Source organism: Streptomyces sp. MAR4 CNX-425 (assembly GCF_048656465.1).
GTDB lineage: Bacteria > Actinomycetota > Actinomycetes > Streptomycetales > Streptomycetaceae > Streptomyces.
In genome coordinates, this window is the sequence record NZ_JBMDLF010000003.1 from 257,065 (window position 1) to 281,482 (window position 24,418).

The 24,418-nt window shown below is 72.3% G+C and carries 21 protein-coding genes and 1 riboswitch; of the genes, 8 read left to right on the forward strand and 13 right to left on the reverse strand.

All coding sequences use genetic code 11. From position 1 onward, the window contains the following. Window positions 1-15: 15 nt before the first annotated feature. The 3 genes from ACHZ99_RS10845 to ACHZ99_RS10855 all read right to left on the reverse strand — a co-directional run bounded on the left by ACHZ99_RS10845 (window position 16) and on the right by ACHZ99_RS10855 (window position 5,273). A complete protein-coding gene (locus ACHZ99_RS10845; protein WP_420304253.1) occupies window positions 16-3,504 on the reverse strand; it encodes a DEAD/DEAH box helicase family protein in 3,489 nt (1,162 codons plus the stop codon). A gap of 26 nt (window positions 3,505-3,530) precedes the next feature. Further along, a complete protein-coding gene (locus tag ACHZ99_RS10850; RefSeq protein ID WP_420304254.1) occupies window positions 3,531-4,091 on the reverse strand; it encodes a hypothetical protein in 561 nt (186 codons plus the stop codon). Window positions 4,092-4,220: 129 nt separating this feature from the next. Next, window positions 4,221-5,273, reverse strand: coding sequence for a DNA cytosine methyltransferase (locus ACHZ99_RS10855; RefSeq protein WP_420304255.1), 1,053 nt, complete (start codon window positions 5,271-5,273; stop codon window positions 4,221-4,223). A gap of 293 nt (window positions 5,274-5,566) precedes the next feature. Between ACHZ99_RS10855 and ACHZ99_RS10860 the strand changes: the two genes are divergently transcribed. The 5 genes from ACHZ99_RS10860 to ACHZ99_RS10880 all read left to right on the forward strand — a co-directional run bounded on the left by ACHZ99_RS10860 (window position 5,567) and on the right by ACHZ99_RS10880 (window position 9,603). Then, complete coding sequence (locus tag ACHZ99_RS10860; protein ID WP_420304256.1) at window positions 5,567-6,787, forward strand: helix-turn-helix domain-containing protein; 1,221 nt, start codon at window positions 5,567-5,569, stop codon at window positions 6,785-6,787. Window positions 6,788-6,956: 169 nt separating this feature from the next. Continuing rightward, window positions 6,957-7,328 carry a recombinase family protein gene (locus tag ACHZ99_RS10865; RefSeq protein WP_420304680.1) on the forward strand — a complete coding sequence of 124 codons (372 nt, stop codon included), beginning with the start codon at window positions 6,957-6,959 and terminating at the stop codon, window positions 7,326-7,328. Further along, window positions 7,325-7,948: a hypothetical protein gene (locus ACHZ99_RS10870; protein ID WP_420304257.1), complete on the forward strand. Its 624-nt coding sequence runs from the start codon at window positions 7,325-7,327 to the stop codon at window positions 7,946-7,948. Before ACHZ99_RS10865 ends, ACHZ99_RS10870 begins: the two co-directional genes overlap by 4 nt. A 416-nt stretch (window positions 7,949-8,364) precedes the next feature. Beyond that, window positions 8,365-9,153, forward strand: coding sequence for a hypothetical protein (locus ACHZ99_RS10875; RefSeq protein WP_420304258.1), 789 nt, complete (start codon window positions 8,365-8,367; stop codon window positions 9,151-9,153). 84 nt (window positions 9,154-9,237) lie between these two features. Continuing rightward, complete coding sequence (locus ACHZ99_RS10880) at window positions 9,238-9,603, forward strand: VOC family protein (RefSeq protein WP_420304259.1); 366 nt, start codon at window positions 9,238-9,240, stop codon at window positions 9,601-9,603. A 306-nt stretch (window positions 9,604-9,909) separates the two neighbouring features. Here the strand turns inward: ACHZ99_RS10880 and ACHZ99_RS10885 are convergent, their stop codons facing one another. From ACHZ99_RS10885 to ACHZ99_RS10920, 8 genes are all read right to left on the reverse strand, one after another. Next, window positions 9,910-11,040, reverse strand: coding sequence for a M23 family metallopeptidase (locus ACHZ99_RS10885; RefSeq protein WP_420304260.1), 1,131 nt, complete (start codon window positions 11,038-11,040; stop codon window positions 9,910-9,912). 11 nt (window positions 11,041-11,051) lie between these two features. Further along, window positions 11,052-11,227, reverse strand: a riboswitch (cyclic di-AMP (ydaO/yuaA leader). A 223-nt stretch (window positions 11,228-11,450) separates the two neighbouring features. Next, window positions 11,451-12,779 (reverse strand): PP2C family protein-serine/threonine phosphatase, encoded by a 1,329-nt coding sequence (locus ACHZ99_RS10890; protein ID WP_420304681.1) that lies wholly within the window; start codon window positions 12,777-12,779, stop codon window positions 11,451-11,453. 415 nt (window positions 12,780-13,194) lie between these two features. Further along, window positions 13,195-14,439: a cytochrome P450 family protein gene (locus tag ACHZ99_RS10895; RefSeq protein WP_420304261.1), complete on the reverse strand. Its 1,245-nt coding sequence runs from the start codon at window positions 14,437-14,439 to the stop codon at window positions 13,195-13,197. Further along, window positions 14,436-15,875, reverse strand: a complete 1,440-nt coding sequence (locus ACHZ99_RS10900; RefSeq protein ID WP_420304262.1) for a cytochrome P450 — start codon at window positions 15,873-15,875, stop codon at window positions 14,436-14,438. The genes ACHZ99_RS10895 and ACHZ99_RS10900 overlap by 4 nt, the downstream gene beginning before the upstream one ends. Further along, window positions 15,872-16,489, reverse strand: a complete 618-nt coding sequence (locus tag ACHZ99_RS10905) for a GTP-binding protein (protein ID WP_420304263.1) — start codon at window positions 16,487-16,489, stop codon at window positions 15,872-15,874. Before ACHZ99_RS10905 ends, ACHZ99_RS10900 begins: the two co-directional genes overlap by 4 nt. Then, complete coding sequence (locus tag ACHZ99_RS10910; RefSeq protein ID WP_420304264.1) at window positions 16,470-16,838, reverse strand: DUF742 domain-containing protein; 369 nt, start codon at window positions 16,836-16,838, stop codon at window positions 16,470-16,472. The genes ACHZ99_RS10905 and ACHZ99_RS10910 overlap by 20 nt, the downstream gene beginning before the upstream one ends. Next, entirely contained in the window at window positions 16,835-17,272 is a 438-nt protein-coding gene (locus tag ACHZ99_RS10915; RefSeq protein ID WP_420304265.1) for a roadblock/LC7 domain-containing protein, read from the reverse strand. Before ACHZ99_RS10915 ends, ACHZ99_RS10910 begins: the two co-directional genes overlap by 4 nt. Beyond that, complete coding sequence (locus ACHZ99_RS10920; RefSeq protein WP_420304266.1) at window positions 17,269-18,915, reverse strand: ATP-binding protein; 1,647 nt, start codon at window positions 18,913-18,915, stop codon at window positions 17,269-17,271. The genes ACHZ99_RS10915 and ACHZ99_RS10920 overlap by 4 nt, the downstream gene beginning before the upstream one ends. Window positions 18,916-19,116: 201 nt before the next feature. On the opposite strand from ACHZ99_RS10920, the gene ACHZ99_RS10925 reads away from it, so the two are divergent. Beyond that, entirely contained in the window at window positions 19,117-19,767 is a 651-nt protein-coding gene (locus ACHZ99_RS10925; protein ID WP_420304267.1) for a sulfotransferase family protein, read from the forward strand. A gap of 140 nt (window positions 19,768-19,907) precedes the next feature. On the opposite strand, the gene ACHZ99_RS10930 is transcribed toward ACHZ99_RS10925, so the two are convergent. Together ACHZ99_RS10930 and ACHZ99_RS10935 are read right to left on the reverse strand one after the other, a co-directional pair. Beyond that, a complete protein-coding gene (locus ACHZ99_RS10930; protein WP_420304268.1) occupies window positions 19,908-22,070 on the reverse strand; it encodes a SpoIIE family protein phosphatase in 2,163 nt (720 codons plus the stop codon). A gap of 101 nt (window positions 22,071-22,171) precedes the next feature. After that, window positions 22,172-22,969, reverse strand: coding sequence for a class I SAM-dependent methyltransferase (locus ACHZ99_RS10935; protein ID WP_420304682.1), 798 nt, complete (start codon window positions 22,967-22,969; stop codon window positions 22,172-22,174). 113 nt (window positions 22,970-23,082) lie between these two features. Between ACHZ99_RS10935 and ACHZ99_RS10940 the strand changes: the two genes are divergently transcribed. Continuing rightward, window positions 23,083-23,694, forward strand: a complete 612-nt coding sequence (locus ACHZ99_RS10940; RefSeq protein WP_420304269.1) for a TetR/AcrR family transcriptional regulator — start codon at window positions 23,083-23,085, stop codon at window positions 23,692-23,694. A gap of 173 nt (window positions 23,695-23,867) precedes the next feature. Continuing rightward, complete coding sequence (locus tag ACHZ99_RS10945; RefSeq protein WP_420304270.1) at window positions 23,868-24,392, forward strand: GNAT family N-acetyltransferase; 525 nt, start codon at window positions 23,868-23,870, stop codon at window positions 24,390-24,392. Window positions 24,393-24,418 lie beyond the last annotated feature (26 nt).

The following is a 24,418-nucleotide window of genomic DNA, read 5'->3' on the forward strand; positions in this document are numbered from 1 at the left end:
AGCCGAACCGAGCAGCTAGTTCCCTTGTTTGTTCGCCTTGCGCGACGTTTCCCTTGAAAGGCGTTGCCGACAGGCCAACAAGCGGCCGTTCCCAGCTGCGGCCGTCCACCCCGAGCCATCGCAGAATGCGGGTATATCGAGGTGATCCGCCAGCACGGTGCGCCTCGTCGACAAAGATGGCCGCGGCCTGCCGAAGCCAAGTGTACGCGGGGAGTCGACCACGCTCTCGTCGAGCTTCGCATCGGTGGCTACGATTACGCTGAATTGAGTATCGGGCTCGTGCACGGTGCTGTTGTCCCAGAGTCTGCCGATCGTCAACGGACGCTCGTCGCTGAGGCCGCGCCAGACAGTCTTGAAGGTCTGCACTGCCTGTTCACACAACTCGGCCGACTGCGCGATCCACAGTACCGTTCCGCTCATTCGCCCCTCGGTGAAAAGTCGCAGCACGGTCTGGGTGGCCACACGCGTCTTCCCGGCCCCAGTCGGCAGTTCGACCAGCCCTTTGAGCGCACGACCGTTGGGCTCCTGAAGCGTCAACACGTCCTCAAGCTGGCGGGAGATGTGTTTCTGGAAGTCATGCAAAGGATTGAGCTTTACGGCACCGGGAACCACGAACTCATTGTCCTGCCGTTGGTTACGCCGTCCCGCGTACTTGACACCGAAACCCATCTTCCTCAACCAGTCGATCGTCGGCGTTCGGCCCGCCCATTCTTCGGGAACGTCCGTGTACCCCTCGGCTTTGAATTCGCCAGCTAGGAATCTGATTGAATCACTGCCGTAGACGGTCAGGAACAGCTCCGCGACAGAGGTGGATCCGTCCACCAACTCCTGGGCTTCGAGCGCCTCCCAGAGCCCTTTCGGCAGGTTCTCCCTGAGGGTATCTGGCCCGAAGAAAACTTCCAGACGCTCGGCATCGGTAGCCGCCGCACGGGCCGCCTGGCGTTGACCTTCCAGTCGTTGGTCATACCCTTCCTGTAGAATCCTTTTCAAATCAGCGTTTGACAATCGGAGCTGAAACGCCTCGTTAAGCTCCGAGAGAATGCGCCGATCGTCGAGGTCGGCACGAACTACAAGCGTCAGCCCGTCCGGATGCGATTCAAGCGACTGGTCCTCGACGCCGTCTTCGGTGGTCACCCGCTTGACGATACGAACGGCTCTCACCACTGTCGCGTTCGTCACCTTGTCCGCTGCGAACGTGCTGCGAAGGCCGGTGTACCAATCGATAACGCGCTCTTCGTCATGACGGCCCTCGACCAGCAGGGAGAAGGAGAAGCTGTCCTCGAAGCGCCGACACCCGACTGCGTCGACAAGGGGACTAACCTGCTGCGGATCCGCTCGGAGGTAGGGCTTTTGCCGTCCTCTAAGGAAGGATTCCTGTTCGTCGGTCGTCGCCACATATACCGTGTCCGGCCGCTTGCTCTCGACAGTCCGCCCCACCCATGCCGGAATCGATCTCGGATGTCCCTGTGGAAACGCAACGCGTGCGGCGGTGACGACGAACGTTGTCAACACAGCGCCCTTGACCGGCTGCGGGAAGGCTGCCGCCTCGAGTGCTTCGCGCAACACCGTAGCAGGTACCTTCTCCAGATCCTTGGGCAGGGACAGCGCAGCTTCCACCGGGCGGGGTCCGCTGAAGAGCGGCAGTAGAGCGGCGTACTCGACGAGGGCCGCGGAGACGACCTGCTCCGGCTTTCGATATCCGCGGTTCGTCCTCAACCGACCTGCTCGCTGCACGGCCCACCGCACCGGGGACATAACCCGCTGGGTCTGGCCGGTGTCGAGATCCTCACAGGTCCAATAGGCGGTCTGGTCTCGCTGAAGGAGCTCGTTCGTCCACGTCTCCCGCACTTGGTCAGGTGCCCCGGCCTCCTCCAGCATGAGGAGCACCGAGAACGGTCCGGGTCCCTCGCCACGGTCCAGCTCGATCCGATCAATGGGACGCTCTCCAGGGCCGAGCCTCCGGTTAAGGTCCTCCTTCACCTCTTGGCAGTAGTCCGCGAAGTAGACCTCGTCCTCGATGGAATACGAGGAGACAGGCGCATGTACGACTCCAGCCGCGTACGCCACCTGCGGAAAGCACCTGTTCCTGTCCAAGAGCCGCTCCGGAGAGCGGTTTCCGATCCCCTCGATATCCAGGACATGACCGGGCAGCGACCAGCCGCCGTCGAGCGTCGGCACCTTGACCCGACCGTCGGAGGCGGCCCGGGCAACCTCCGTCTGCGCCTGCACCACGGGCACCCCAAGGACCGCATCCCAGAAGCTTTCCAACTCAGTGGCTTCGGCTGCGGGTGTCAGCTTGTCCAGCCGGGCTCGGAGGATGGCGAGCGGGTCAAGGTCCCGGAAGCCGAGTTCACGGAGCTTCCGCTCCACCCCCGGTATCGCCAGAAAGCCCGGGCGGACAAAACTTCCCCTTTCGAGGACGACGTCGTCCACACGTTGCAGGTAGACGTCGGTCTTGTCCCTTACAGCCCGCATCCCGTCAGTGGTCGGTACGACCTTCGCCGACCTGATGCCTTCTACCCTCGGATTGTTCAGGACGAAGTCGAGCGCGCTCACGGCCGAGGTCAGATCATCCCCTTCCGCCCACTCCCGCAGCCACGATTGGACGCCTCGCTTGGGCATCCGCGCCAGGGCCCTCATTTCATCCCGGCCCCGCTGATCCAGGGCGAATTGTGAATACCGGTGGACGTAGAGCTGCCGTAGCCGCGCGATGCGCTGGGCGTTGGCATAACAACGCGAGTGCGGAACATCATCGCCTGTGTTTGGCGACCTGCTCCACTCCTCGTAGTCACGCTCTGAGGCAGTGGTGACAGCGAGGTCAAGGGGGCGCAACTCCGTCGGCATGCAGAGCTGGCCGGTCGCATTAGGAATCAGTTCTGACGTGGAGGCGCGTCGGGGAACATGGGAGCAAAGGATCTCGTCGCCGAAGGAGTGCGCCTCGCGACCACGGGCCGGCATATAGTCCAGGTGCCCTGCCGGGTCGTCGACGGTCGAGAGCTTGGGCAGTATCTCGACGAACATCTCCGAGAGAGTGACGAGTATCTCACGGTTGTAAGTGTTCTCCAGCAGGGTCGTGCGGTCGTCGTTCATGCTCCAAGGAGCGTTGAAGAGGGCAGAAGCGGAAGTCCTGTCCTGCAGTGGGAAGTACGACCAGAACTCACCGGTCTTCAGCCGCCCGAAACGAACCGGCACCGCGGCCGTGACCTTCACCGAGTCTCGTGCCACCGCTTCCCCGACCTCGGCCCTCGCCTCGGCGCTCGGAGGGTGCATCCGATCCGCGACGTACCATTCTTCGTTGTCACCGTCCGGGCGCTCTAGACGGAACCTGCCCTCGCCGAGATCTCGGGATACATGCCGGGTCTCGAACCGCTCGCCCTCCCCCACCACACGGAGCCGGATCTCCCGAACTGCGTTCGCAAACAGCAGGAATTCCGAGCGGAACTCCTCGATCCTCCGCTTTAGGTGTTCAAATCTCCGCACCTGCGGCAACTTGACAACCGTCACCGCCCATTGCGCCAGTTCGGCCAGAGTCACATCTCTCTCGAACTCAACGTCAGCGTCAACACGTGTCGGTGTACGCAGCACCGGAAACCGCTTCGCCCGTGCCTCGATTGTTGCAAGCGCCGTCTTTGCCTGCGGCGAGTTGAATTCGAAAGAGATCGACTGGCTGAAGACTTGCGGGGCCTCGGTGACGGCGAGTACCGACTTGAATCCAAGCCCGAACCGCCCGATTTCATCCCCCGTTTACCGCTCAGGTAGGCATGGGCCAGGGCATTTAGGCCGTTTCGTGAAAAGGGGCGGCCTGCGTTGGCGCAGTACAGGGTCTGCCGGTCGACGTCGAGCACGATCTCGACCCGCCCGACGCCTTCGTCGTTCCCCTCGACTCCGGCCATGGCGTCGGCCGCATTCTGCACGAGCTCGAGCAGTGTGCGGTTCGCGTAGCCGCCGACACGGATGGACTCCTCGTGGTTGGCGTGTTCGGTGATCAGGTTCGGATCCTCGCGGTACGCCTTCAGTGTCCGCCCGGTGATCCCATCAACCTCGCTGGCCAACCCCGCATCGGGGACCCAGTCGGTCCACGCACTCGCCATCCGCATCCCCACCTGACCCGGCCCGCGGCTCTACACCGCGCTCCCGGAGGGGAGTCTACGGGGATTATGTACGGCGATCACCCCGTTCGGCGACAGTCCGGACGCATGGTTCGCCATCGATCGGGCGACTCAGAACCCGCCGTAGCCCAGGCGGACATCGTCGCCCGGATGGAGCCCCAGGGCTGCTGTCAGGATGTGGGCGGCGAGGAGCGGAGGGATGGCGTTGCCGATCTGGACACCGACCGAGGTCCCATGCCCCTGCCAAGGGTAGTTGCGAGGAAATGTCTGGAGAAGGGCGGCCTGTTGCGGTGTGACATGATCAATATAGAAGCCAGCGCTGTCGAACAGGCGGTTGCGGTCAAATCTGCTGGTGACAGTGAACGCTGGTTCGTTGTGGGCCCGTTGGCCCCGGTCATGCGGGACGCCGGCGGTGCCGTAGTTGGAGATCACCGTGAAGTCCTTGAGGCTTCTGTGGCTCAGTACACTTCCCATGGAGCGCCACGGCTTCAGCTGCTCCGGATGCTCCTTCCTGGACACCCGGCCGCGTCCCTTGCGGTAGCGCTGGTGAGTGGGCACAGGGAGGGCGGCTTCCTGACCCAGGCGGGCGATGAGGATGGCGCGCCTACGCGTCTGGGGAACGCCGTACTCCTCCGTGTTCAGTACGTCGACAGCAACATCGTAGCCACGTTTGCGCAGCACAGCGGCAACCTCCTCCCAGACGGGGCGGACGGCCACCACTTGTTCCAGGACGATCGCTTCGTAGGGCTCCCGCCTGGCCAGTGCCCAGCGGAGCGGCTCCAACACCAGGCCGGTACGTGGGTCGGAGAGGCAACTTAGGTCGTTGCGGACGTCGTCGCCCTCGGCCATTCGGTGAATGAAGGTCTTGACCTGGTCCAGGTTTCTGCGACCTGCGCCGGAGCCCGCGACGCTGAAGGTCTGGCACGGTGGGCCTGCCGCAAGGACATTGGCGGAGGGGAACTTTTCAGGTTCGAAGTCCCTCACATCACCCTCTTCTGTCGCCAGGGGCGCGGCATCCTCGGCCAGCGTCTTCTCGTAGGCGCGTCGGGTTCGGCAGGCGTCCGCGTCCAGCTCAATGCCGGTGACGGGTATCCCCAGACTGTGCGCGGCAACATCGAGTCCGCCAGGCCCGGCGAACAGGTCGATGATCTCGAAGTCGCCCACATATGCTCCTGTCAGTGCTGAGTCCAGGCTCCTCACCTGCAACATCGGTCGTCAGCCGCGCTAAAGATACCCGGTGGCTGGTTGTGGGAGACCCTCTTGGCGAAAGTGGTGGTGGGTTTTGCCCCCGCTTCCGGGGACGTGGCCGCCCGCGGCGGCCGGCCTCGCTCCGGCGCCACGGCGGGGCTTCGACGGACGTAGATGTTCGGGTTCGCGCGGGAGGCTCGCGCCACTCCATGCGCGAAATCTGCGCCCTATGCTGGGCGTTGACGACCCACAGCAGGGACGGGGTTCCCATGCCAGACTCTGCCCTCCCCGGCGACCGCCTTCGCGAACTCCGCCGGGCCCGAGGACTCACCCAAGAAGCGCTCGCCGAACGCGCCCAACTGAGCCTCGCCGTAGTGAAGAAGGTCGAACGCGGTGGAGGCGCCCGCCTGTCCACCTACCACTCCCTGGCGCGTGCCTTGCGGGTGACGACATCTGCCCTCTTCGACTCTGCCGGGCCCCACCAGCGACGCCGTGACGACGACGACAACATCGACCTCATGCCGCTCCGGCAGGCTCTTGCCCCGCCAGCCACCTTCACCGGTCGGCTGGAAGCGCCGGCAGCGGCCGACGTGCCGGACCTTGAAGACCTTCGCGCGGGTGAGCAGCGTCTTGCCGTGGCTTACCACCGCGACGACTACGACGAGGTCGCCGAACTGCTGCCTGGCATGGTCCACGCCGCGCACACCGCGGTCAGCTTCTTCGACAACGGTCCCGAACACACCGCCGCACTCCGGGTGCGCGCGAACGTGCTGCAGATGGTCGGCCGGTACCTGACTCAGGTGCGCGCATATGACCTCGCGCATCTGGCACTGCGCGACGCGGTCGACGACGCACGGGCTGCCGGCGCTCGCGACGTGGTCGCCGGCGCCGTGTACCAGCAGGGCTGGCTCCTTATGCGGCAAGGTCGCTTGGACGAAGCCGAGCAGGTCAGCGTGAGCACTGCGGAGGAGATCGAACCGCGGATCTCCCGCGCCACCTCGGCCGGCCTCGGCGCGTGGGGCAAGTTGCTGGTGCACTCCAGCGCCGCCGCGGCGCGCAACAACAGGCCCCTTGAGGCGCGCGAGATGCTGCGCATGGCCCGTACCGCTGGCACTGCGCTCGGTGGCACGACTGCGGTGGAGATGTCGAGCTGGGGCCGCTTCGACTGGCGCACCGTCGCCTACCAGGGCATCGAGAACCATCTCGTAGCCGAGCACCCGCACCGTGTGCTGCGCCTGTCGGAGCGGATGCCGACGCCGGAGGACCGGTCGTTCGAACGGCGCCATCTGCTGGACGTCGCACAGGCACACGCCATGCTGAAACAGCCGAGCGAGGCAACGGCCATTCTCGGCAGGCTGCTCTCGGACACCCCTGAGTGGCTGCGGCATCAGCGCATGGCGGGCGAGACATTCCGTGACGTGCTCAAGATCGGCGGGCGTCGGCTGACCCGTCAGCAACGGGACTTGGCGACGTTCTTCGGCGTCGCCTAGGTCGACGGAACGTAGCCCACACACCTGCCGCGTCCCGTGAAGGCTACGTTCCGTACCTGTTTCCCCCATGCCGCTCACTTACGGTCAGTGACGACCCGATCACCGACCATTTGGGAAGCGTCATGGACACTCCCGCCCCCGCGGCCTCACCCGGCCCACGCTGGCGTTCATCTACGACCGGCACGTCACCGTCACCACCGTCGCCCTCGGCGAGCGTATACAGCGGTGCCGCCGGTACGCCGTTGAGCACGGATGGGTGGTCGCTGGAGAGTGGGTGGACCGTGGGGATCACGCGCTCACGAGGCCGCGGCCGCAGTGGGAGGCCCTCACCTACGCCATGCGGCAGGCCGCCGCCCGCCCCGTGTGCCTCATCGACACGTGGGACCGCATCAGCCGGGAACGCGACGCGTCGGCGATGCTGCGCATGGCCGTCCACCAGGCCGGCGGGTATTGCGTCACCACCGCCGGGGAGGAGGACGTCGACGTGGGCTACGGGCAGGCCAGCGCCGCCGCCCCGCTGGCGCTCAGGGGGCAGCGGTGACCGCCGTCAGGCCGCCGGTGCCGTACGTGACCGCCTGGACCGGTGAGAACCGGCCTGCCGACCCCGTCGTGATCCGCACCGCGCGCGGAATCGCCTACCCGCACGAGCACCCCCACGACCGCGACACGATGGGCGTGCTGTGGTCCCGTCGGCCGCTGCGTCCGGGGATCGGCCGTCCCCGATTCGGCCATGTCCACCCCCAGCGGCAGCGCCGCGCGATGCTTCAGCTGCTCTGCCAGGTCTGCGGCCTGCCGTCGTACGAGGACGAGCTTGGCACGCTGTGGCTCCTGGAAGACCACCGAGCAGACGTGCCCGGCTGGCCAGAGGGCGCGGTGACCGTCCACCCTCCGGTGTGCGTCCGCTGCGCCGCGAAGTCACCGCAGTGGTGCCCGCACCTGCGCGGCACGGGCGCGGTCCTGGTCCAGGTGCGGTACCCGGACATCGACGGGGTGCACGGCCTGCGCTACCGCCCGGGCGGGCCGCTCGCGGTGCCGGCCGGGGCGGTGACCCTGGCGTACGACGATCACGCGATGCCCTGGGTCCTGGCGGCCCACCTGACGCGGGAGCTGCGCGGCTGCACCGTCGTCGAGCCCGGCCAGGTCGGCCGGCTCCGATCCTGAACTCCCGCCTCTGGCCGTTGCGACGGAAGGCGGCGGCCACGGGCGCGGCCGACGACGGGGCGTTTCCGTGTGGGATAGCAAGGCCCGGCGAGGAGTCCTCTGAGCGCGGGCTGACCTGGTGGGTAGCTCGTGGGGGTGAGAGTTATCCACAGGGGGAAGCGGAGGTGGGGGATCCGCGAGAGGGTGGGGGCATGACGGGGGAACGGAGGCCGCTGGGTGAGTTGGCGGCGCGGAACGGTGGCGTGTTGGTGTGTGCCGAGGCGGTGGCGGCGGGGTGGCCGGCTGAGGCGTTGCGGCGGAGGTTGCGGGGCGCGGGGTGGCGGAAGGTGCGGGCCGGGGTGTGGGTGGAGCCCGGGCGGGGGGATGATCTGCGGCTGCGGTTGCGGTTGGCGCAGGCGGGGCGGGCGGAGTTGGTCGTGAGCCACAGTGCGGCCGCCTATCTGTTCGGGATCGAGCTGCCGGCCGTGCGGCCCGAGTTCACCCACGTGCGGGGGCGCGGGCGGGCGCCTGAGGGGGCTGTGCTGCACCGGACCCCGGTGGGTGAGGGCGAGATCACGAGCGTCGCCGGGCTGCGGGTGACGACCGTTCACCGGACCCTGGTCGACCTGCTGCTCACCGCCGAGCGGGACGCGGCGATGGTGGCGGTGGAATCGGCGCTGACGCGGCGGCCGTTGGTGTTCGGGGAGGGGGAGCCGCGGCGGTGGCGGGAGCAGGTGACCGATCTGCACGCGGTCTCCGAGGCCCTCGCCGGCACCGGGCAGCGGCGGGGGGTGGTTCAGGCGCGGGAGCGGCTGGCGCTGGTCGATCCCCGCTCCGGGTCGCCCGCGGAGACGATCGCGCGGCTGCGGATGTACGACGCCGGGCTGCGGCCGCTCACTCAAGCGCCGTTCACCGCGCCGGGCGGGCGGCGGATACGGGTGGACTTCTTCTTCCCGGCGGCGGGGCTGGTCGTGGAGATCGAGGGGTACGGCTTCCACGGCGGCCGGGCGGCGCCCCTGGCCGACATCGAGCGCTTCAACGACCTCGGGAGCTGCCCCGACGTGCGGCGCATACTGCGGTTCACCGCCGTCGACGTCTTCAAGCGGCCCCAGCGGATGCTGCACACCATCCAGGCCGTCCTCGGCGAGATCGCCGACGGGGAGAACGTGGGGGTGGGGATGGTTCCCGAGCCTTCCGCCGCCGGGGACATCACCGCGGCCGCTTGAACGGGCGGGGGTCGCTCCCCCGGTTGTCCGCGTCCTGCGGTCTCCCGGGCTCCGGGTGTCGGTCGGCCGTGGCACCGTGACCGCATGGACGCCTATATCCGCAACATCGTGCTCGACTGCGCGGACGCCCGCGAGCTCGCCGACTTCTACACCCGGCTGCTCGGTATGCGGATCATCCGCGAGGACTGGATGGTGATCGCCAAGGACGAGGACAGCTTTCCACGGCTGGCGTTCGAGGAGGTGCCGGGCTACCGCCCGCCGCTCTGGCCCGACCTCGACCGCGCGTACCCCCAGCAGATGCACCTCTGCTTCGGCGTCGACGACTCCGCCGCCGCCGGCGAGCTGGCGCTGCGGCTCGGCGCCACGCGGCTCTCCGAGGAAGGGGGCAGCTGCCCGGTGTTCGCGGATCCGGCGGGGCATCCGTTCTGCCTCTGCGGGCCCGGGGAGTAATCCCGCCCCCGCCTCTCCCGGGAGTGGGCCGGTCTTCCTCTCCGGGCACGGAGCGGGCCCGGGGAGGGATCCGCCTCCCCGGGGGCGGGAGTGCGGTCCTCGCGGGGTGGAAAAGGCCGACGGCCCTGGTGTCGGGGGGTCGGCCACCAGGGCCGCCGGCGGTCTCGGCGCGCGCGCCCGGACGCCACGGGGGAAGGTGCGTACGGGCACGCCGGAGACGTGGGAGGTGGGCTTATGGGGGCTTGCGGTCCGTCGGGCGGCGGGGGGTTCCGTCCCGGCCGGTGGCGGCCGGGGGTCCCGCCGGCGTCAGACCGGGGCGCCGTTGTTGCGCAGCCAGGCCAGCGGGTCTATCGCGTCCCCGCCGCCGGGTCGTACTTCGAGGTGCAGGTGCGGGCCGGTGACGTTGCCGGTGGCGCCTACGCGCCCGATGACGTCGGCGGTCGTCACCTCGCCGGAGGACTGGATGATGGAGGACAGATGGCAGTACCAGATCTCGGTGCCGTCTTCGAGCGTGAGGACGATGCGGTAGCCGTACGAGCCGGCCCAGCCGGCCTCGGTGATGGTGCCGCCGTGCACGGCCTTGACCGGGGTGCCGGTGGAGGCGGCGAAGTCCTGCCCGGTGTGGCCCGCGGCCCACATGTCGCCGGACTCGCCGAAGGTCGAGGTGAGGGTGTAGCTGTCGAGCGGGGAGACGTAGCTGGCGGCGAGCTTCGCGAGGCGCTCGGCCTCCGCCTTGCGGCGGGCCTCCTCCTCGGCCTTGCGGCGGCGCTCCTCCTCCAGGCGACGCTGCCGCTCCTCCTCCGCCGCCTTCGCCTCGGCGGCCTCCTCGGCCGCCTGCTGGGCGGCCTCGGCCTCCGCCGCCGCGCGGGCCGAGGCGTCGGCCTGGGCCTGCTGCTGGTCGGCCTGCTCCAGGATGCGGGCCCGCAGGGCCTCGCCGGAGTCGGCGGCCGGGGTGGCGGTGTCCGAGCCGGAGGTGGCGGCGTAGCTCACCTGGGTGAGCGGCGCCGTGGTGACGACGGCGTCGTCGGTGGCGGGCTCTTCCTCGGTGGGCATCAGTTCGCCGACGCCCGGCAGGCTCTCGGCGTCCGGCAGTTGCGCGCTTATCTCGTTCGCGACGGCGTCGACCTGGTCGGGCATGGATATCGCGACCGGCGGCTTCTCCTGCGCCGTGGCCACGCTGCCCGCGCCGACGGCGGCGAAGACGCCCACGCCCAGGACGGCGCCGCTGCGCGCCATGCTGCCGCCGCGCTGCTTGGCGAGACGCCGGCGGCCGCGGGAGGGAAGGTCGTCCTCGGGAAAGACTTCGTCGACCGGCTCTTCGGCGGCGTAGCCCGGGGGCGCATATCCGTCGGGGGCGGTGCCGCCCGACGCATAGCCGTCGTAGCCGTAATCGTCATAGCCATGGCCGTAGCCAGGCCCAGGCCTGTAGGACGCCACGAAGGCGTACTCCTTTCCTTCCTTCTCGCCTACCGGGTTAGCTGACGGGTTCGGAGCAGGAAGGTCTCCTACGGGTCGCCCCCTGTGGGAGGTTGGCCCGATTCACCCCAAGGTGGTGGTTCCCCGGTTCCCTCGGTGTTTCCGTTGCTGCAGTTGTTCCACGTGCGGGATTCGGCGACGGCGCACGGAGCCGCCTCTTGCGGCGGCAGTGACGACCGCGCTGCGTTACCGCACGCTAGCGGACGTCGGCGTTCGATTCCAAGTCGTTCCCGTTATTCAGTTGTGCTTTGCCGCGGACGATACGGGCATGTACCAGCGGAATCGGACAAGTTGACGCGACGGCTACGCGGGGAGAGGTCCGGTCGTTAGCTGATCGTGCATCAGTTGTTATGCGGAGTGGCGCTGTTTCATTACGGAGCGTGTGCATCGGGAGGGGCGGCCGGAAGCCGGCGGAAGGAGGTGCCCGAGCGGGAGCGGGAGAGGGCGAACAGCGCCATGTCGTCCGCGACGCGCCCGCCGGTGTAGCGGGTCACGTCGTCCAGGAGCGTGTCCAGCAGCGCGTGCGGACCGTCGAAGACGCGGCCGTCCATCCGCGCCAGCGGGTCGTAGAAGACACCGGCGGCGTCCCGGGCCTCCGTCACGCCGTCCGTGTACAGCAGGAGCGACGCGCCCGGCGGGAACGCCACCTCCAGCAGCTCGTCCGGCCACGTGCCCAGGTCGCCCATGCCGAGCGGCAGCGCGTGCTCCCGCGGCTGGAGCAGCCGCGCCGCGCCGTCCGAGCCCAGCAGCAGGGGCGCCGGGTGGCCGCGGTTGAGCAGCCGCAGCGCGCCGCCGTCGCGGTCCGCCTCCGCCAGCACCGCCGTCGTGAACCCCTCCACCCGGTCCACCCCGCTGCGCCCCGTCTCCTCACGCTGAAGCGCCCGCTCCAGCCGCCGCGCGACCCCGTCGAGCCGCGCCTCCTGCTCGGCCGCCTCCCGGAAGCAGCCGACGACCACGGCGACGGACTCCACCGCCTCCAGCCCCTTGCCGCGTACGTCCCCGACGATGCAGCGCACGCCGTACGGGCCCTCCTGGACGGCGTAGAGGTCGCCGCCGATCCGGGCGTCGACGTCGGCAGCCTGGTAGCGGGCGGCGATCCGCAGGCCGCCGAAGCCGTCCGGCGGGTTCGGCAGCAGCGCGCGCTGCGCGGCGACGGCAACGTGGCGGGCGGAGGTGAACCGGCGGTAGTTGCGCTGGATGAGCACGTTCATGCCGATCGCCACGACGCTGAGCACGAGCTGCGACACCATCTGGATGACCGACCCGGAGTGCGTGACGGTGCCGTTGAGGACCTCCAGCATGACGAACACGAACAGCGCGGTGACCGCGACCGTCACGGTGCCGCGCAGGGTGAGCAGCACGGCGGCGACCATCGGGATGCTCTCGAAGACCGGTGACGCCCGCAAACCCTCCGGCGTGAACCCGTAGAACACCGCGGCGGCGACGATGAGCCCGGCCGGCAGCCAGCGCAGCACCGGCCCGACGCGCCGCTCGGCGGTGCCGGTCACCTCGTCGATCCGCGGCCGGGTGTCGCGCGCCGGGGCGCTGCTGCCGACCCGGTAGCCGCGGCCGTCCTTGTACGGCCCGGACCACCGGTTCCGGGCCGTACGAGGACCGCCGCGGCGGTCCGGCCGGCCGCCCCTCCCCGGGCCCCGCGCGCTGCCGCCCTGCTCTCCCGCATCATCCCGCACCGGCGGCACCTGCCCTCTCCAGCGCTGTCCCTCCTGCACGGCCGGCATGCGGGCCTCGCCGTCGTTCCCAGACTCCCGGGTGCCGGGCGGCGGGGCGACCGCACGAGGCCGGGCGGGTGACGGCGGGACCCGGGGAGGCGGGAGGCGGGCGGCGGGAGGTGGGCGGCGGGCGGTGGGCAGCGGGCAGGGGTCGGCTACCGGGGCCGTGGGCCCGTGGGCGTGCAGGCGCAGCACGCGCGGCAGACGCCGTACGCGCCGCACGCGCGGGCGCACCCGGCAGCGGCGGGCGCACCCGGCATCCGCGGGCAGCGCCTCCCGCCCGACGGGCGGGTCGGCTCAGGGCGCGGGCCGGGATGCCGCCGCCCCGGGCACGCCCCGCCGGGGCCGCGCCCGCCGCCCCGCCCCGCCCGCCGCCCCGCCGCCGTCAGGCGAGACGGACCGGGAAGGACGCCAGGTCGTTCTGGGTCAGCACCGGCAGGTTCCGGATCTCCTCCACCGGCACCGCCGCCCGCAGCCCCGGGAACCGCGCGAAGAGCGCCGGCAGCGCCACCCCCGCCTCCAGCCGCGACAGCGCCGCGCCCGGGCAGATGTGCGGGCCGTGCCCGAACGTCATGTGCCGGATCGGCGTCGGCCGCGTCACGTCGAAGGCATCCGCGTCCGTCCCGTGGTGCCCGGCGTCCCGCCCGATCGCGCGGTACGAGATGACGACTCCCTCGCCCTTCTCGATCACCGTGCCGGCGATCTCGATGTCGTCCGTCGCGAACCGCATCAGCAGGTGGGTCACCGGCGGGTCGTAGCGCAGCGCCTCCTCGATCGCCGTTTCCCACGTCACCGTGCCCTCGCGGACCAGGTCGAGCTGCCCGGGGTGCGTCAGCAGCCCGCGCACGGTGGTGAGGAGGAGCGAGATCGTGGTCTCATGCCCGGCCGCGATCATCGACTTCAGGTTGCCGACGACCTCCTCCTCGGTCAGCGGCTCGCCGCCCTCGTCGGCGAGGATCAGCGCGCTCGTCAGGTCGTCGACGGGCTCGGCGGCCTTCTGCCGCACCATGTCCGTGAACACGCGGTCCAGCTCCGCCATCACCGCGAGCCGCTCGTCCTGCGGGGTGAGCATGGAGAAGAACGCCTTCCACAGCCGCATCTGCCGCGGTATCTCCGATTCGGCGACGCCCATCAGCGCGCACACCACCCGCATCGGCAGCGGCTGCGCGAAGACCTCCTTGAGGTCCACCACGCCGTCGCCCGCGGCCGCCGCCGACTCCAGCGCGTCGAGCAGCTCCGCCGTCACCCGCTCGACCACCGGCCGCAGCGCGTCGAGCCGCCGCGGCGTGATGGCCTGGGCCGTCTTGGTACGCAGCCGCCGGTGCTCGGCGCCGTCGACGGTGAACATCGACCGGCCCGGGTCGACCATCCCGATCAGCGGCCACTCGGCGGTGACCGCGCCGGTCTGCCACAGCCGCCAGGCGCCGATGTCCTTGACCAGCCGGGCGTCGGTGAGCAGTTGCCGCGCCTCCGCGTGCCGCGTGACGGTCCACGCGGGCACGCCGAGCAGCTCGATGCGGGTGAGCGGGGCGGCGGCGGACAGCCGCGCGGTCTCGCCCGCGAGGTCGCGTACGAGGGGGTCGATGGCCAGCGGGGCCGTGTCGGCGCCGGCGGCGTGCGGGCAGTTCACGGGTGGCCTCCTGCGGCGCGTACGGGGGTGAAGGTGACCGGCAGGGCGGTCATCCCGCGCAGGAACGGGGACGGCCGCCGCACCAGCGTCCGGGCCGGTACGGACAGGTCCAGGTCGGGCAGCCGGTCGAGGAGCACCTCAAGGCCCGTACGGGCGATGATCTCAGCGATCTCCTGGGCCGGGAAGGGGCACCGGAAGTCGCCGTAGCCGAAGGCGAAGTGGGCGCTGTTGCCGGCCTGCGCCCCCGCGCCGCTGCCTCCGTACCCGCCCCCGTACCCGCCGCCGTGGCCCCCGCCCGTGCCGACGAGGGCCTGCTGGATCTGCGGGTCGTCGTTGGCGGCGGCGAGGCCGAGGAGCAGCAGGTCGCCGGCGCCGACGGGGCATCCGCCGAGCTGGGTGTCGCGCGCGGCCCAGCGGCCGACGAGGATCTGCGTCGGGGTGTCCTCCCACAGCACCTCGTTCATGGCCTGGCCGACGCTGTGCCGCCCGCCGCCGAGGGCGGCGGCGAAGCGGTCGTCGGTGAGCATGAGGCGGATGGAGTTGCCGATCCAGTCGGCGGTGGGCAGGAAGCCGGCGGCGGTGGTGTCCTTGAGGTCGAGCATGACCTCCTCGTCGGTGAAGTGCATGGGGTCGGCCAGCATGCGCGAGGCGACGTCCTGGCCGGGCGCGAGCCGCTTCGCGGCGACCAGCCGGGTCATGTGCCCGACGAAGGTCTCGTACGCCTTGAGCGCCCCGGGCCCGCCGTCCGCCAGCTCGTTGAGCACCTGCGCGAGCTGCCGCCCCTCGGCGTCGGGGAAGCCGATGAGCCGGGCGAGGACGAGGACGGGCAGCGGCACGGCGTAGTCGCCGACGAGTTCGGCGCTGCCGCGGGAGCAGAACGAGTCGATGAGCCGGTCCGCGAGCTGCTCGCAGTGCCGGCGCAGGTCGAAGGGGTCGACGCCCTCCAGCGCGGCGCCGACCATGACGGCGTGCCGGCGGTGGTCGGCGGCGGAGGCGGTGAAGTGGATGGACGGCATGACCTGGCCGACCATCGGCAGCAGCGGCCAGTCGGGCGGGATCTTCTCCCACTGGTTCCACAGCCCGCGGTCCCGGGTGAACAGGTCGGGGTCGGAGGTGACCTGGTGCAGTTCGCGGTAGCCGATGACGAGCCAGGCGGGGATGTCGCCGGGCAGCTCGACGGGGACGACGGGGCCGTGGTCGCGGCGCATCTCGCGGTAGAGGTCGCGCGGGTCGGTGTGGAAGCGGTCGCCGCTGAGGGGTACGGAGCCGGCGTGCGCCGGGCACGCGGCGGGGGGCCCGGCCGGCGCGGCGCCGGGTGCGCCGGCCTCGGCCGGGGTGTCCGGTGCGGCACCGCGCCCGGCCGGGGACGCCCCGGCCGGTGTCCCCGGGGCGTCGCTCCCCTCGCGTGCGGCCTGGTCCTCGGGGGTCGGGGTCATGTCGCGGTCTCCGGTGGGGTGGGGACGGTGGCGGCGGCGAGGCGTTGCAGGTGCTCGACCAGGGCGATGAGGACGCCCTTGCTGGACTCGCGGGACCGCGCGTCGCAGTCGACCAGCGGGACGTGCGGGTCGAGGTCGAGCGCCTCGCGCACCTCGGCGCGGGTGTACGGCGGCCCGCCGAAGTCGTTGCGGGCGACGATGAACGGCGTGCCGTGGTGCTCCAGCCGGTCGATGGAGTACCACGAGTCGGCGAGCCGGCGGTGGTCGACGAGCACGATGGCGCCGAGCGACCCGGAGAACAGCCGGTCCCACAGGAACCAGAACCGCTCCTGGCCCGGGGCCCCGAAGAGGTAGAGCACGGTGCGCTCGTCGAGGCTGATGCGCCCGAAGTCGAACGCGACGGTCGTGGCCGTCTTGCCGGGCACGGCGCTGCGGTCGTCGATGCCGCGGCCGGCGAGGGTCATCGTCTCCTCGGTGTTCAGCGGCCGGATGTCGCTGACGGAGCGGACCATGGTGGTCTTGCCGACGCCGAAGCCGCCGACGATGACGATCTTCAGCCCGTTGTCCGCCGTACGGGCCAGCGGGGCGCGCGCGTCAGAGGTCGCGGAGTCCAACGAGCACCTTCTCCAGAGTCTCGGGATCGGCGAACCGCACGCCGCCGGGGATGCGCGGGGGCGCGTACCGCGGATGGCGCGCGGTGATCCGCTCGGCGGCCAGCAGGTCGGACAGCAGGATCTTGGTGATGCCGACGGGCAGGCCGAGGTCGGCGGACAGCTCGACGACCGCGGTCGGGGTCCGGCAGATGCGCAGGATGGCCGCATGCTCGGACTGCATGCCCGGCCTCGGCTCGCACTCGGCGACCACCAGGGTGACGAGGTCGAACTCGTCGCTGGCGGGCCGGCTGCGCCCCCCTGTCAGGGTGTACAGCCGGTCCGGATCGTCGTCCCGGCCGGCGCGGGTCATTCCGCCGCGACCCCCTCGGCCGCGGGCACGGGCCCGCGGGGCGGCGCGCTGAGGTGGTCGCCGAGCTGCTCGACGAGCTCCAGCATGTTGTGCCCGACGAGCCCGGGGTCTGCGGTCTCCGCGGCGATGACGGCGACGTGGCTGCCGGAGCCGGCCTCGGCGATGAAGAGGATGCCGCCGTAGAACTCGGTCATCGACTGCCGTACGCCGCCGCTGCCGTCGCCGAACTCGACGGAGGCGCCGTGCGACAGGCTCTGGATGCCGGCCGAGATGGCGGCGAGCTGGTCGGCGCTGTCCTCCGACAGCTCGGGGGTGTGGCAGAGCTTGAGCCCGTCGCGGGAGAGGACCAGGGCGTGCCGGGCGCCGGGCGTGCGCTTCAGCAACCCCTCCAGCAGCCAGGTCAGTCCGGTGGCCTCGGCGGGGGATTCGGTCATCGGTTGTCCTCCGAAGGTGAAGCGGCGTTGCGTGCGGGGGGTGCGGCGGAGGAGTCGGGGGCGTCGCCGGACGTGGCGGCGTCGTCGCGCGTGGCCGTGTCGTCGGACGTGGCGGCGTCGCCGGACGTGGCCGTGTCGTCGCGCGGGGCCGCGTCGGCGGCGTCCCGCTCCCGCCCGGTCACCGCGCGCCGGAAGGCGCCGAACCGGGCGGCGGAGCCCGCGGGTTCGAGCTTGCGGTACGAACCGGTGTCCCCGTCGCCCGCGCCCTCACCCGCGCCGTCGTCGCCGCCGCCGCCGTCGCCCGTACCCGCGCCCGCCTCCGGCACGCCGCCCGGGTGCGCCCCCGCCAGGGTGCGCCCGCGCCGCCGCCGCGGCAGCGCGGCCAGCGCGAACGGGTCGTGCCCGGCGTCGTCGGCCGGCAGGTCCGCCCGCCGGTCCGCGTCCTCGCCGGCCGCGACGTCGCGCTGCCGCGGGACCGGCAGCGGCGTGCTGCCGGTGTCCTCCGTGGGCATCGGCAGGCCCGGCCGCCGTACCGGATCACCCGGCCGGGCGCGCGAGATCAGCTCCTGCGGGATCATCAGCACCACGCCCGTGCCCCCGATGGCGGAGGGCCGGAACGAGACGGTGAGCCCGTGCTTCTGCGCCAGGTGCCCGACGACGGGCAGGCCGAGCCGGGTGCCGGTGAGCGTGGACAGGTCGGTGGCGGTGCCCGAGACGGCGCGCTCGGCGCGCCGCTGCGCGGCCTCGCTCATCATCAGCCCGCTGTCCTCGATGGTGACGACGGCGCCGGCCGGCACCTCGGAGACGTAGACGTGCACCTCGGTGGTGGGCGGCGAGAAGTTGCAGGCGTTGTCGAGGAGTTCGGCGAGGGCGTGCATGACGCCCTCGGCGGCGTGGCCGGCGACCGCGGCCTCGGAGACGGCCCGCAGCCGGACCCGCTGGTAGCCGGCGATCCGGCCCATGGCGCCGCGCAGGATGGACTCCATCGCGATCGGCTTCGCCCAGCGGCGGCCCGAACGGGCGCCGCTCAGCACCGCGACGCTGTCGGCGACGCGCCCGGCCTGCGCGGTGCGGTGGTCGAGGTGGAGGAGGTCGCCGAGGACGTCGGCGTCGCCGTGCCGGTGTTCCATCTCGCGCAGGTCGGCGAGCATGCTCGTGGTGATCGCCTGCATCCGGCCGGCGGCGTTGGCGCAGGAGGCCATGGCGGCGGCGCGCCGGTTCTCGCTGCGCCGCGCCTCGTCGGCGACCTGCGTCAGGGCGCGCCGGTACGCCTGGTTGTCCAGTTGCGGGGCGGCGGCGAGCGCTTCGTCCACGGGCGCGCCGGCGGCGATCTTCGACAGCACCTCGGGGACGACGCGGTCGGCGAAGACCGCGGCGGCGCCGGCGGCCGCGGCGGCGCGCTCGTCGGCGCGGGCGGCCTTCGCGCGGTAGCCGGCCGCGGCGGCGACGGCCGCGCACAGCAGGACGGCCGCGGCGCCGCCGCCGTAGACGATCTGCCGGGTGTGGTCCTCGGGTCCCGCGACCGCCGCCGCGAGCACCGCGGCCGCGGTCGCGGGTGCGGTGACGAACAGGGCCCGCAGGGCGGCGGGCAGTCGGGAACGCGGGGCCCGGGCGGGGGCGGCTGCGTCCTGGTGCGCGGTCATCGACGGGCTCCTCCGGGCAGGTGGCCTGTCCCACAGGTCGGGTGTGCAGGTCGGGTGTGTGCGCCGGTCGAGCAATCTGCACACGGGTGCTCAAGTCGCCGACACTATAAGGAGTTTCCGCACCACACCAGCACGCCCAGAAGACCGTTTGCAGCACACCTGTGACAAGAAACGGCCGAAGGAAAAGCGGAGGAGAAGCGGATGCTGGAAGTCATCGGAGCGGGAGTCGGACGCACCGGAACGCTGTCGCTCAAGACGGCGCTGGAACGGCTCGGGTTCGGCCCGTGCCACCACATGCTGGGCCTCTTCGGGGACCCCGGGCAGATCCCGATGTGGCGGGCGGCGGCCCGCGGCGAGCCCGTGGACTGGGCGCGGGTGTACGCGCGGTACCGCGCGACGGTGGACTGGCCGGGCGCCCGGTTCTGGCGGGAGATCGCCGCGGCGTTCCCGGCGGCGAAGGTGGTGCTGACCGTACGGGACCCGGAGAGCTGGTACGCGAGCGCGGCGGCCAGCATCCACGCCGCGGCGGTCGCCCCGCCGCCCGCGGACGCGGAGGAGGAGTACTTACGGCTGCGCGACATGGCGGTGGAGGTGGTCTGGGACGGCGTCTTCGACGGCCGGTTCACGGACAAGGAGCACGCGCTGCGGGTGGTCGCCGAGCACGACGCGGCGGTGCGGCGGGGGATCGACCCGGACCGGCTGCTGGTGTACCGGGTGGGCGAGGGGTGGGGGCCGCTGTGCGAGTTCCTGGGCGTGCCCGTGCCGGACGAGCCGTTTCCGCGGAGCAACGAGCGGGGGCGGTTCCTGGAGGAGCTCAGGGAGCGGAGCGCGGCGGGCGGCGACGCCGGGTAGCGCGGGTCGGCGCCGGGCAGCGGCGGGTCGGGCGGGCGCGGTGACGCCGCCCCGGTCGCCGGCGTACCCGGTTCGTACGGTGACGCGCGCGTACGGGCACCCGGTCCGTACGCGCGCACCCCACCGGCGCGCTCCGCGCGCTAACGCAGCGCCCGTATCAGCATCAGCGCGATGTCGTCGTGCCGCGTGCTCATCCGCTCGGCCCGCCCCATCAGCTCGTCCGCCAGGTCGTCCATCGGCCCCTCCCCCGCCCGCGCCACCTTCTCCGCGACCTTCGCCGTCGTGCCGCCGATGTCCTCGCCCGGGGTCTCCACGAGCCCGTCGGTGTAGAGCGCCAGCACCGTGCCGGGCGGCAGCGGCACCTCGGTGGTGGGGTACCGGGCGTCGGGGTCGATGCCCAGCAGCAGGCCCGGGGGCAGCGGGAGCGCCTCGGTGCGCCCGTCGGGGTGGCGCAGGAGGGGCGGCGGGTGGCCGGCGGTGGCGAGGTGGGCGCAGTGGCGGCGCAGGTCGAGGTGGGCGTAGAGGCAACTGGTGAAGAGGTCGGTGTCGAGGTCGGTGAGCAGCCGGTTGGTGCGGGCGAGCACGTCGCCGGGCGGGGTGCCGGCGGTGGCGTGCGCGTGGACGGCGGTACGGACCTGGCCCATGAGCGCGGCGGCGCCGACGTTGTGCCCCTGCACGTCGCCGATGGCGGCGGCGGCCGACGTCCCGTCGTAGCGGATGAGGTCGTAGAAGTCGCCGCCGATGTCCATGCCGCGGCCGGCGGGCAGGTAGCGGGCGGCGACCTCCAGGCCCGCGATGGGCGGCAGGCTGCGCGGCAGCAGGCTGGCCTGGAGGCTGCGGGCCAGCTCCAGCTTCGTGTCGTACAGCCGCGCCCGGTCCAGCGCCTGCCCGATGAGCCCGGCCAGCGAGGTGAGCACGGCGCGCTCGGCGGGCGGGAAGGCGCGCTTGCGCCGGTACGACAGGGCGAGGGTGCCCACCATCCGGCCGGAGGCGATCATCGGCAGGAAGGCGGCGGCGGCCATGTCCTCCTGGCAGGCCACGGCGGGGTAGGAGCGGCGCAGCTCGGCGACGGTGCTGAAGAAGTGGGGCTGGCCGGTGGCCAGGGCGTGCGCGGCGGGGTCGTCGGCGGTCAGCTCCCGGGTGCCGGCGTCGGCGAGGAAACCGGCGGTGTGGCCGCGGTGGCCGATGGTGCGCAGCCGGCCCTCCTCGGCGGCCATCAGGAGCATCGCCTGCGGGCCGAACGCGGGCACGACGAGGTCGGTGACCAGGTCGGCCACCTCGCGCAGCCCGACCGCCTCGGTCAGCGCGGCGGCCACGTCCATCAGGTGATAGAGCGCGGATGCGCCGACGGGGTCGGGGTCGGCGGAGCGCGGGCGGCCGGGGGTGGCGGCGGTGGTCGGGCCGGTGGGGACGGGGGTGATGTGCACGCTGAGGCCGCTGGCGTCGGGGTACAGCTCGAAGTACAGCCGGCGGTCCGGCGGCCGTACGACGGTGAAGGAGGTGGGCCGCCGGGAGATGACCGCGGCCCGGTAGCGCTCCTCGCAGACGGGGTCGCGCAGCCACCCGGCCGTCTCCCAGGGGCGGGCGCCGAGGAGGTCCCCGATCTCGACGCCGAGGAGTTCGGAGCCGGCGGTGTTGCAGAACGTGATCCGCCCCTCCAGGTCCAGGGCACAGCACCCCAGGGGCAGCCGCTCCACGAACTCCACCACCGCCTGCGCCTCGGCGCGCTGCGGCGTCCGGGGCCGTACGGGCTCCAGCACGCGGGGCTCCTCGGCGGGGAGGAGGGGCTCGCCGCGTTCGGCGGCGTGCTTGAGCCACAGGGCGCAGCGGCGGCTGAAGGTGCCGAGGGCGGCGTGCTCGGACGGGCTGAGGCGGGCGGGGTGCCAGATCGGCCAGAGCATGACGAGGCCGCCCCACACGCCGGTGGTGGCGTCGCCGGCGATCGGGCGGGCCGCGAGGGCGAAGTCGTACGGCAGGATGTAGCCGACGCGCGGGAAGCGGCGGGCCATCTCCTCCTGCCCGACGAGCCAGACGAGCCGCCGCTCGCGCACGGCGTGCGCGACGGGGATCGGGGCGTCGAGGGGGATGCGCGTCCAGGGCGCGGCGAGCTTGCGGGAGGCCCCGGAGACGAGCGCGAGCTGGAGCACCCGCTCGTTCTGCGGCAGCACGTACAGCAGGCCGATGGAGGCGCCGGTGGAGCGCATGAGCCGTCCGAAGGCGGCCTCCAGCCATCCGAGGCCGCCCGTGTCGCCGCGGTCGGCGGGCCGCCGCGGTTCGCCGGCGGTTCGCGAGAGGTGGCCCATATACGGACGATACGCCCGTACGGAGGGTGCGGCAGCCGGTGAGGATTCCGCTTGGAGAGGGCCGCTGCGGCAGCGGGCGGGGGCCGATCACCCGCCGGGCCTCACCGCGGGGCCCGCGTCGCCCTCGCCGTGACGGTCAGGGCCGTGTACCGCATCGTGAACGACCCGCCCAGGGCGTCCACCGCCGCGGCCGTCGCGTCGAGCAGGGCCGTCCGCCGGTCGGGGGCGATACGGGCCATGCCGCCGCCGGTGGGGAGCTGGTCCACCCACTCCTCGCGGGTGTACGTGCGCTCCCACCCGTGGCGCCACTCCTCCGGCTCGCCGAAGGAGCCCGCGCGGCGGATGCCGTCGGCCGTCCTGTCGACGATCGCCGTGTGCCCGCCGAGGGCGGCGCGGCTCCAGGGGTTGAGGGGCGCGCCGGGCAGGGCGGTGCGGTACGCGGCGGCCAGGGCCTCGGCGACGTCGGGGGCGGGCTGGGAGACGTTCCAGAAGACGGCGAGCCGGCCGCCGGGGCGCAGCACCTCGGCGGCCTTCGCGGCGCCCGCGACGGGGTCGATCCAGTGCCAGGTCTGGCCGGCGGCGACGGCGTCGAAGCGGCGGCCGGCCGGGTCCCAGTCCTCGAACGGGGCGACCTCGACGTCGAGGCCGTGGCGGCGGGCGTACGCGGCCATGCGGGCGTCGACGTCCAGGCCCAGGACGCGGCAGCCGGCGGCGCGGAGCTGGCGGGCGACGATGCCGGTGCCGGTGCCGACGTCGAGCACGGCGCCACGGGAGCCGTCGGGGCCGTCGGGGCCGCGGACGGCCCCGGGGCCCGCCGCGATGCGGGCGATCAGCTCGGCCGGATAGCGGGGGCGTGTCCGGTCGTAGCGGTCGGGGTCGGTGCCGAACGACTCGGCCATGTCCCGGGCGCGGTGGGGCTCCGGCTCTTTCCCGGACGCTAGAGTGGGCATGCGCCCACTCTAGTGGGCACCTGCCCACTCAAGCCACCCGCACCGCGGAGGACCCCCGCCCCATGCCCACCGGCACCGCCATCCGCGACCCCCGCCGGCAGCTCTTCGCCGCCGCCGAGCGCGTCCTCCTCCGCTCCGGTCCCACCGCGCTGACCAGCCGCGCCGTCACCGACGAGGCGGGCTGCGCCAAGGGCGTCCTGCACCGGCACTTCGCCGACTTCGACGACTTCCTCGCCGCCCTCGTCCTCGACCGCATCGCCCGCCTCGACGACCAGGCCGCCGACCTCCGCGCCGCCGCCGACGCCGGCCGCGGCACCGTCGCCGGCAACCTCACCGACGCGCTGACCGCGCTCTTCGAGTCCGTCGCCGTCGCCGTCGTCGGCCTCGTCGTCTCCCGCGACGACCTCCGCGCCCGCCTGCGCCGCACCCGGCCCACCGGGGTGCCGCTGCTCACCGACGCCGCGGACGTGCTCGCCGGGTACCTCACCGCCGAGCGCGACCGCGGCCGCCTCGCCCCCGACGCGGACATCCCCGTCCTCGCCCCCACCCTCGTCGGCGCCGCCCACCTCCTCTTCGCCGACCGCGCCGCCGCCCCGCCCGCACCCGAGGCGGTGCGGAAGGCCGTCACCGCGGTCGTCGCCCCCGTCCTACGCGCCGGCGACCGACCGGGGTAGGGTGTACCCGTCGTTTCCGCTACGGGAGAAGCCACCGGGGAGGTGAGGTTGATGACCGCGCTCACGGGCACCGCGCCCGGCGTTCAGGTCGCCCTCGCGTCCACGTCCCGGGCCGTGGCCTGACCCTCGCCTCTCCCAGCGAACACGACCACCGAAACGGATCACCCTCTGCCATGGGCAACACCTGGATCACCCGCGCCGAGACGCGCGCCGACATCCCCGCCATCCGCGAGATCACCCTCGCCGCCTTCGGCCGGCCCCACGAGGCCGACATCGTCGAAGCGCTGCGCGCGGACCCGAGCGCCTGGCTCGCGGGCCTGTCCCTCGTCGTCACGGACGAGGCCGACGACACCGGCCACCCCGTCGGGCACATCCTGCTCACCCGCGGCCACATCGGCGACACCCCGGCGCTCTGCCTGGGCCCCGTCTCCGTACGGCCCGAGCGGCAGCGCGACGGCGTCGGCTCCGCGGCCGTACGGGCGGCCCTGGCCGCCGCCGCGGCGCACGGCGAGCGCTACGTCGTCCTGGTCGGACACCCGGAGTACTACCCGCGGTTCGGCTTCACGCGGGCGTCCGCGTACGGCATCAGCATCAGCGTCGACGCTCCGGACGACGCCGTGATGGCCCTCGCGCTCGACGAGGCCGCCCACCCGCTGCCCGGCGGGCTCATCCGCTGGCCGGCGGCGTTCGGGATCTGACCCGCGTGGGGGGGGCCGGGCCCGCG